Genomic DNA, 5,103 nt, shown 5'->3' with positions numbered 1-5,103 from the left:
GTTCGAAGCCGCGCGCAGGCCGCAGCCCGCGCCGCTGTGGGCGCACCCCGACGAGCTTCCCGCCTCGCTCACCGATGACCCCGGCCAGCGCCGCGAGGTGTTCGTCAAGCTGGCGCGGCGACTGCAGTCGCTGATCAACCGGTCCATCCAGCGCATCGACCAGCTGGAGCAGGACAACGAGGACCCGGTGCTGCTCGACGGGCTCTACGAGATCGACCACCTCTTCACCCTCGCCCGCCGACAGGGCGAGAACCTGGCCGTGCTCGGTGGCGAACCGCCGCAGCGCCGGTCGAACCGGCCCGTCAGCGTGTACGCGGTGCTGCTCGCCGCGGTGTCCGAGGCCGAGCACTACCGGCAGATCGCGATCGTGCCGGTCGAGGACGTGGAGATCCACGGCCACGCGGTCGCCGAGATCATCCACCTGCTGGCCGAGCTCCTCGAGAACGCCACCCGCTTCACCTCTCCGGACGGGCCGAAGGTCGAGGTCCGGGCGCACAAGGTCACCGCGGGCCTCGCCATCGAGGTCCAGGACCGCGGGCTCGGCATGAGCTACGAGGACCTGGAGCGGATCAACCACCTGCTCGACGGCTCGACCCGCATCGACGTCAGCGAACTGCTGCAGGACGGCCGCATCGGCCTCGCCGTCGTGCGTGAACTCGCGCGGCGCCACGGCATCCGGGTTCGGCTGCAGTCGAACATCTTCGGCGGCATCGCCGCGGCCGTCGTCATCCCGCCGCACCTGCTCAGCGAGCCGCAGCCCGCGCCGGACACGCGCCGCCGCGTCCAGCCCTCGCCGGTGCAGCGGGAACGCCGGGTCGAGCAGCAGGCCATCCCGGCCGCGCCCGAACCGCCCCGGCCCACGCCGGAACCCGTCGCGCAGCCCGCCCCCGGCCTCACCGCGCCGCAGCTCAGCGCCCCCGCGCTCAGCTCGGTGCACCTGACCCAGCCGACGAGCAGACGACAACAGCCCGCGGAACCCACCGAGCCCGCCGCGCAGGCGCCCGCCGCGCGCGACCAGGCCGAGGAGCAGCGCTGGGCCAGGGAAGCCGCCCTGCCGGAGCTTCCGGTGCGGGCACCCGGCCGCTCCTACAGCGACCTGCGCGCCGGGGTGCTCGACGAAGCCGAGGAACCCGCCCAGGAACAGACGGGCAACCAGCCACCGCCGCTGCCGCAGCGCCGCGGCACCCACCTGCGGGAGGAACTGTTGGAACCGCCCGCGCCCGCGCCGTCCGTCACCGGCCACAACACGCGCCTCATGGCCGCGGTCCAAGAGGGCCGCGACCACTGGCTCACCGAGCAGATCCGTGAAGCCTCACCGCATGAGCCGACCCAAGCACCTACCAGAGGAGAATCCGCCGCATGGCCGACGACCTGAACTGGCTCCTTCGCCGCCTGGTCGAGGCAGTTCCCAACACCCGCAGCGCGCTGCTGTTGTCGGTCGACGGGATTCCGAAGTACTGGTACGGACTCGACATCGACGGCGCGGACCGGCTGGCGGCCCTGGCCAGCAGCATGCGCTCGCTGGCCAACCAGGTCGGCACCACGTTCAGCAGTGGCGGCGCCGAGGGTGTGCGCCAGGTGATCACCGAGCTCAACGAGATCATCCTGTTCGTCACCGCCGCGGGCGCGGGCAGCGTGCTGGCTGTGATCGCCGACCAAGAGGTCGACGCGGGCATCCTGAGCTATGAGATGCAGCGGCTGTGCACCCAGGTTCCCGCCGTCCTGGAAACGCCTGCCCGATACCAGGTCGCGGCGCCCCCGAGCAACGGGTCCCGGTGACGATGGCTGCTCCGGGCGAGGATCCCGACGCGGAAGCAGACCTGTTCGGCGTCCGTCCCTACGCCGTCACCGACGGACGCACCCAGCCCAGCACACCATTGGACTTGATGTCGCTGGTCCGGGCCACGGGCGGCGGGATGGTCGCGCCCGACCGCCTCGGCGTCGAACACGCCCAGGCCTTGAAGCTGTGCCAGGTGCCGACGTCCGTCGCCGAGATCGCCGCGCACCTGCGCCGCCCGGTCACCGTGGCGAAGGTCCTGTTGTCCGACCTGATCGAACTGGGGGCTGTCATCGCCAGATTCCCGCCAAGCACGTCCTATTCCAACGACCCCGACGTCCTGCGGGCGGTGATCGATGGCCTCCGCCGGATCGTTTGAGCAGTTCCCGATCCAGGTCAAGATCCTCATCGCGGGCGGCTTCGGGGTCGGCAAGACCACTTTCGTCGGCGCGGTCAGCGAGATCGAGCCGCTGACCACCGAGGAGACGCTGACCGCGGCGAGCGTCGGCACGGACAGTGTCGTCGGCGTGGAGAGCAAGACGACCACCACGGTCGCGATGGACTTCGGCCGGATCTCCTTGACCGACAAGAACTTGGTGCTGTATTTGTTCGGCACGCCCGGGCAGGATCGTTTCTGGTTCATGTGGGACGAGCTTTCCCGCGGCGCGCTCGGCGCGGTCGTCCTCGCCGACACCCGCAGGCTGCAGGACTGCTTCAGTGCCGTCGAGTTCTTCGAACGGCGTGACATCAAGTTCATCGTCGCGCTCAACGAGTTCGAGGGCGGCTACTGGTACGACGACGCACAGGTTCGGGACGCGCTCGCGCTCAAGCCGCACGTGCCGCTCGTGCGGTGCGACGCCCGCCGGACCCGCTCGGCGAGCGAGGTGCTGATCGCCCTGCTCGAATCCGTCCTCGCGACGTTCGACGTCGCCGGGACGACCGCCCCAGTCCCTAGGATCCGGAGCCACCCATGAACTACGACATGATCGACTCCCGGCTGCTCACCGCGCCCAACGACCCGGAGGTCGGCAGGCGGCTGGTGCGGCTGCAGGAACTCGGGCTCGGCGGCACGCCCGACCCGGAGTTCGACGCGTTCGCGACCGAACTCGCCGAGGCGGCCGACGCTCCTTACGCGATGGTCAACTTCATCGGCGAGAACGAGCAGTACTTCGCCGGCCTGCACGTGCCTGGGAGTGTCCAGGCCGACGCGCTCAAGGCCGCCCAGTCGTCCTCGAACGCCACCCCGAGCCGCACGATGTCCCGCGACCACGGGTACTGCCCGCACGTGGTGGTGCGGCGCAAGGCATTGGTGCTCGACGACGTGTGTTCCTACCCGCGCTTCGCGGTCAACCCGGTGATCAACTCGATCGGGGTCCGCGCCTACATGGGTGCCCCGCTGATCGACCGGACGGGCACGGCGCTGGGCACGATCTGCGTGGTGGCCACCGAGGAAAGCCGTTGGGGCCGACCGGGTCTGGAGCTCATCAAGTCGATGGCCGCCAAGATGGTCGACATGATCCACCAGCGGGAGCGGTAAGGGCTCGACACGGGTTACCAGCGATTGCCTTGCGATCGCTGGTAACCCGTATGTTTTCGAGTCAGCCGACGTTGCGCAGGAAAGTGCTGCTGGAGCGCAGTTCGCTGGCGAAGCGTTCCGACCACTGGTCCCGATAGGTCCCCAGCGCCACCTCGGCGAGCCGCAGCCGCTGCACGTCCGACGTGCCCGCCGGGGCGTAGATGTGGTTGGCGTCGCGGAAAAGGCGCTCGATGTGCCGGTCCGGGTCGAGTCCGTACGCGGCGTGCACCTCCATCGCCGTGCGGGCCGCGTCCAAAGAGGACTCGACGTTGAGCAGCTTGGCGTTGATCAGGTCCGCGTCGCAGGGGATGCCCTGGTCGAGCAGGTGCGCGGCGTGGTAGGCGGCGAGTCGGCAGATCATCAGCTGCGACTGCAGCTGCCCCAGTTTCTGTTTGATGGTCGGGAGTTCGCTCAGGGACTCGCCGTAGCGCTGGTGCTCCTTGGCGAAGTCGACGGTCCGTTCGAACAGCGCCTGGTGGATTCCCAAGGAGACGGCCGTCAGGTTCGGCCTGCCATAGAGGATACTTGAGGAATACGCGACCGAGAGGCCGTCCCCCTCGACGCCGAGCAGGTTGTCCGCCGGGACCCGGCAGTCGTCGAAGATCAGTTCGCCGAAGCTGAAGCCGTGCAGTCCCATCGCGGGCCGGTGTGGGCCGAGGGAGAAGCCGGGGGTGGAGGACTCGACGAGGAACGCCGACATCCCCTTCGAGCCGGGCCCGGTGCGCACCACCACGCCGTGCAGGTCGCCGACGTGGCTGTTGCCGACGAACACCTTCCGGCCGTTGAGGACGTAGTCGCCGTTCACTCGTTTGGCGGTAGCGGACATCCCGGCGACGTGGCCACCGGACTCGGGTTCGGTCACGGCGATCGTCGGCAGGCACCGGCCGTCGCTGATGGCGGGCAGCCAACGCCACTTCTGGTACTCGTTGCCGAAATGCACGATCTTCGCGACGCCCAGCTGCGAGGCCTGCACCATGGCGCCCATCGCGCCGCTGACCCGCGACAACTCCTCGATGATGATCGTCTTCGCCAGGTGGCCCAGGCCCATGCCGCCGTAGCGGGGGTTCACCGTGACACCGATCCAGCCCTGTTGGGCGATCAGCCGCGACAATTCGAAATGGACCGCCCGGGACTCTTCCATCTCGGCTACCCGGGGTGCGACCTTGCTCTCCGCGAACTCCCGGACCTGCTCACGCAGCTGTTCGTGGCGTGCTGTCGTGAAGTAGCTGGTCGAATGGGCGGCGAGGTTCACTGCGGTCCCCTAAATGTCTCGTCACCGACCGACACGACTCCGGCTTGGAGTGTCGGTGAGTAACCATGCCATCGGCAGTGCGTACGCGGTACCACCTACATGGTGATTCCTTAAGCCCAAGATCCTTTGTTACTGACGAGTTCGATCACATGCAGTGATCACTCCTGTTAGGAACCTGGGCCGGAGGTCGTTAATTCGCAGTGGTTTTCGTCACGGTCGAGATCGTTGCGACTGTGTTGGTCCATTCACCGTTTGGACGGTTGTTGTCATCCTGGTGACAAGGTTCCGCCCCGGTCGGACCTCACCTGACCGGGGCGGAGCGTCGTGGACCGGAAGGGGCGGGCGGAGCCTTTTTCCGCCCGCCCCACCGGGTTGCGCTACGTAGTCGCCATCACCTGCCGACCGCCGTGATCTCGGCCGCGGAGGTCCACGGCCCACCGTTCACTTCGGAGAGTGCGCGCAGTCGGAGGTAGCGTCCGGTCTTCGCGGTGAAGGACA

General features: G+C 68.4%; 6 protein-coding genes. 5 read left to right on the top strand and 1 reads right to left on the bottom strand.

Annotated elements, in window-relative coordinates; translation table 11 throughout:
• The 5 genes from ACRDSQ_RS29220 to ACRDSQ_RS29200 all read left to right on the top strand — a co-directional run.
• A partial coding sequence (locus ACRDSQ_RS29220) for a sensor histidine kinase (RefSeq protein WP_431425493.1) occupies positions 1-1,375 on the top strand: 1,375 nt, incomplete at its 5' end.
• On the top strand, positions 1,360-1,779 hold the full coding sequence (locus ACRDSQ_RS29215) for a roadblock/LC7 domain-containing protein (protein WP_091378103.1): 420 nt from the start codon (positions 1,360-1,362) through the stop codon (positions 1,777-1,779). The genes ACRDSQ_RS29220 and ACRDSQ_RS29215, both read left to right, overlap by 16 nt.
• A 2-nt stretch (positions 1,780-1,781) precedes the next feature.
• Positions 1,782-2,156: a DUF742 domain-containing protein gene (locus ACRDSQ_RS29210; RefSeq protein ID WP_431425495.1), complete on the top strand. Its 375-nt coding sequence runs from the start codon at positions 1,782-1,784 to the stop codon at positions 2,154-2,156.
• Complete coding sequence (locus ACRDSQ_RS29205) at positions 2,134-2,751, top strand: GTP-binding protein (protein ID WP_431425491.1); 618 nt, start codon at positions 2,134-2,136, stop codon at positions 2,749-2,751. Before ACRDSQ_RS29210 ends, ACRDSQ_RS29205 begins: the two co-directional genes overlap by 23 nt.
• A complete protein-coding gene (locus tag ACRDSQ_RS29200; RefSeq protein WP_431425490.1) occupies positions 2,748-3,314 on the top strand; it encodes a GAF domain-containing protein in 567 nt (188 codons plus the stop codon). Before ACRDSQ_RS29205 ends, ACRDSQ_RS29200 begins: the two co-directional genes overlap by 4 nt.
• Positions 3,315-3,375: 61 nt before the next feature.
• Here ACRDSQ_RS29200 and ACRDSQ_RS29195 read toward each other — a convergent pair whose 3' ends face one another.
• The gene (locus ACRDSQ_RS29195; RefSeq protein ID WP_431425488.1) at positions 3,376-4,605 is read right to left on the bottom strand and encodes an acyl-CoA dehydrogenase family protein; all 1,230 of its coding nucleotides are present in this window, start codon (positions 4,603-4,605) and stop codon (positions 3,376-3,378) included.
• Between the last annotated feature and the right edge of the window lie 498 nt (positions 4,606-5,103).

Source organism: Actinokineospora sp. (genome assembly GCF_050699995.1).
In the GTDB taxonomy this organism is placed as follows: Bacteria; Actinomycetota; Actinomycetes; order Mycobacteriales; family Pseudonocardiaceae; genus Actinokineospora.
Note: the sequence above shows the minus strand (reverse complement) of the source record. Positions and strands in the feature narration are given on the sequence as shown.